This is a genomic window from Bacillus sp. mrc49, assembly GCF_002803435.1.
The window spans coordinates 1-3,114 of the sequence record NZ_PHNG01000654.1 but is presented as its reverse complement, the minus strand read 5'-3'; the positions used below and the strand labels follow the sequence as shown (position 1 = coordinate 3,114).

General features: G+C 35.4%; 8 protein-coding genes. All 8 read left to right on the top strand.

Annotation, left to right across the window (positions count from 1 at the left end; genetic code table 11):
* Positions 1 to 580 (top strand): phage/plasmid primase, P4 family (locus CVN76_RS08775; protein WP_232732144.1); only part of this gene is annotated, 580 nt, incomplete at its 5' end.
* Between the two features lie 294 nt (positions 581 to 874).
* A complete protein-coding gene (locus CVN76_RS08770; protein ID WP_100530943.1) occupies positions 875 to 1,303 on the top strand; it encodes a hypothetical protein in 429 nt (142 codons plus the stop codon).
* Between the two features lie 2 nt (positions 1,304 to 1,305).
* A complete protein-coding gene (locus tag CVN76_RS08765; RefSeq protein ID WP_157805607.1) occupies positions 1,306 to 1,782 on the top strand; it encodes a YopX family protein in 477 nt (158 codons plus the stop codon).
* On the top strand, positions 1,779 to 2,318 hold the full coding sequence (locus tag CVN76_RS08760) for an ERCC4 domain-containing protein (protein WP_100530058.1): 540 nt from the start codon (positions 1,779 to 1,781) through the stop codon (positions 2,316 to 2,318). Before CVN76_RS08765 ends, CVN76_RS08760 begins: the two co-directional genes overlap by 4 nt.
* Positions 2,319 to 2,469: 151 nt before the next feature.
* Positions 2,470 to 2,637: a Fur-regulated basic protein FbpA gene (locus CVN76_RS08755; RefSeq protein WP_100530059.1), complete on the top strand. Its 168-nt coding sequence runs from the start codon at positions 2,470 to 2,472 to the stop codon at positions 2,635 to 2,637.
* Positions 2,627 to 2,746, top strand: a complete 120-nt coding sequence (locus CVN76_RS08750) for a DUF3983 domain-containing protein (protein ID WP_100530060.1) — start codon at positions 2,627 to 2,629, stop codon at positions 2,744 to 2,746. Before CVN76_RS08755 ends, CVN76_RS08750 begins: the two co-directional genes overlap by 11 nt.
* Positions 2,747 to 2,759: 13 nt before the next feature.
* Positions 2,760 to 2,888, top strand: coding sequence for a hypothetical protein (locus CVN76_RS32090; protein ID WP_269799994.1), 129 nt, complete (start codon positions 2,760 to 2,762; stop codon positions 2,886 to 2,888).
* Positions 2,875 to 3,114, top strand: a 240-nt coding sequence (locus CVN76_RS08745; protein WP_100530941.1) for a hypothetical protein, incomplete at its 3' end; no start/stop codon positions are given. The genes CVN76_RS32090 and CVN76_RS08745, both read left to right, overlap by 14 nt.

Here is a 3,114-nt window from a genome sequence, read left to right as displayed (position 1 = left end):
AGAATATTTTGAATTTCTCCCAGAATTCAAGGTGTTCTTCACTACAAATCATAAGCCAATTATCGGCGGTGTAGACGATGGTATTTGGAGACGTGTAAAAATTATCCCATTTACTTTAAATCTAAAGCCGCATGAGCGTGATAAAAAGTTGGAGGAAAAATTGTCATTTGAAATGCCAGGGATTTTAAATTGGGCCATTGAGGGTTGCTTGAAGTGGCAGAGGTTAGGGCTGCAAGACCCGAAAGTTGTAACGGATGCAACCGGTAATTACAAAGAAGAAATGGATATATTAGCGCCGTTCTTGGGTGAAATTTGTTACATTGATGAGCCCAAAAATGAAGCAATCAAAATCGAAGCGAAAGAATTATACAACGTTTATGACAATTGGTGCTTTAAATCAGGTGAACGCACATTAGGGAACAGATCATTTTATCGAATGTTAGAAACAAAAAGTTTCGGTAAATTGAAGGGTGCTGGCAATAAAACATATTTAACAGGAATTACCCTAAAAGAGAGAATGCCAGTTACTAAAGGGGTTACCGAAACCGAACAAAATAGCTTTTTTAAGGTCATTAAATAACTGTTTTGGTGCTTCAATAACTTTTAATAACTTTTTGAAAAACCAGTATTACCAAGGGTTTGAGTTAACTTTTAATGTTATTTAGTTACTTTAGTTATTTGTTTTTCTATTAATTAAAAAAATAAAAAAATATATAAGTATTATTAGGAGCAGTAATACCCAAATACCGATAACAAAAATAACTTTTCGCCTCAATCCCTTGTGGCTCTAAGGGTTAAAGGATTTTTCTTTAATAACTATTTCTGTTTTTTGAATAACTTTCTGATTTTTCAATAACTCGAAGGAGTGATTTCCATGCAAGTACTAATGATTCTAAGCCAAATATGGAAATCGGGTGCAAACATCTATTTTGATGAATCGGATGACCGAATAGCGATAAAAAATCAAAATTTAATTCCGCCAGAAGTAATGGAAGTTGCAGAACGAGATTACGTAGCAATTGAGGAATGGTTTAATTCATGGAATAACGCTAGTGCTGAAAAGATCACTCTTATGAAAATGGTTCATCAAATCTGCGGCTGGCAGCATAACGAAAAATTAAATGACTGGTTATGCAATGAAGATGGCACATTCGCTTTGTTTGATGAATGGATGTGTTCACTTGCTAGAAATGGTTGGAAAGATATTTATGAAGATTATCGACAATATGAACAAGACGAATCTAACAAAATGGCTAGAGAACTATACATACGTGCTGTCAACTATGCCAAGAAAGGAGCATGAGGATGAGGGAAATTAAGTTTCGCGCGTTGGTTATTTTCTCAGAATTATATGGTTATCACGGTATGTCTGACAGCAGGTTGGCTGGAGTGAACGAATTTGAAAAGTTGATTGAAGTCAGGGATATATCATTAAACAACGGAAAAGTTGATTATTTAACCGATTATGAAGGAAATGAATATAGCTTCGCAGATGAAAATCTCAAGGAGGTAATTCAATATACCGGATTAAAAGATAAAAACGGTGTGGAGATTTATGAAGGGGATATCATCAGTTTCACAGATGCTTATTGTGACTCTAACGAAGATGGTCAGAGCTTTGAAGAATTTGAAAATAAAGGCGCCATTGAATATTCATCAGAAGACCTTAGATTTTATGTTACAAACAAGCAAAGCATTGATGATGAAGAAATATTAAGAAATGAAGTAGAAGTAATCGGAAACATCCACGAAAATCCGGAACTGTTGGAGGGAGGTCAATGATTTCCTACCATTACTCAGATACGGAATTGAATAAAATACTAAAAACATTAACGATCGTTGTTGATACTCGTGAAAATGTAAACGGGCATATTCTTGATTATTTACGGCAAAAAGACATTCCAGTGAAAATTCAAAAACTCGACACTGGTGACTATGGCTGCATGTTACCGAAAAATGAAGAATTGGGAATAAGTCGCGATATTTATTTAAGCAGCAGAGTAGAACGTAAAGCTCATATGGATGAAATTACGGGAAATCTTCAAAAAGATACACAAACAGCATTTGAAAATGAATTAATTCGCTCTAAAGATATTCCCTTTACTTTAATTGTGGAAGATCTGCACGGATACGAAAAAATGCTGAAAGGAAAGTATAGGTCCAAGTATAATCCATTAGCATTGCTCGGAAGGCTTAATACATTCAAAGCTAAGTACAATTTTGAAATTGTTTATTTAGATCAAAAATTCAGTGGTAATTGGATATACCACCATTTTTATTATCAGGCAAAACATTATCTTAGGACCGGTGCTTTTTAATATGACCGGACAAAGATATAAAGCTTTCTGTCCAGCTTGTAAGTTTATTGTTTATTCAGTTAAGCGCCAGCGACTAAACAATTATAAATTCGCTTGTACATGCGGATGTCATTTTATCTTAGATATTAACTTCGCCAGAAAGGATTGAACTATGGTCTTACGTAAAAGAGTCGAACTTGAAAAAGACTTTTATAAAAATGAACTGCTAAATATGGGGTATTTCAAAACGCCGGAGGGATTGCAGCTTTACGAACTAACATTGAGCGAATTGGAGGATATCTACAAAGCAGAAAAAGCGAGGGAGAAACATGACGGATAAACAAAAACGCCGGTTGAAAAAGTCTCTAGCCAAAAGAGAAAAGGATCGCTTGAATCATGCTTGGAGAAACATCTTTGTGAAGTCCGGTTTTCTTGAAGAAAGAAAATAAAAGGGGTGGGCAGATGTTCATTTTCGTAATGGTGGCATTCATTGTTGGGGCTTGGGTCGGGATGTTCTTCATGTCTTTATTTTCTGCAGGTGCTTATGAAAAAGGATTTAAGGATGGGAGTAAGTTAAATGAATACAATTGATGATCAATTAAAAAATGATGTGCTGCTTGCTGTTGAGACAGAACGTTTTAGACAAGATGCATTGTGGGGTAAACAACGTCATTCATATGGTGACTGGTTGAAAATCCTGGTTGAAGAAGTCGGAGAGGTTGCTCAGGCAATGCAAAAGGATCAAAGATGGGGAAAAGATTCTGACGCTTCAAATTTATACACTGAATTAATTCATGTAGCTGCTGTGGCTGTCGCT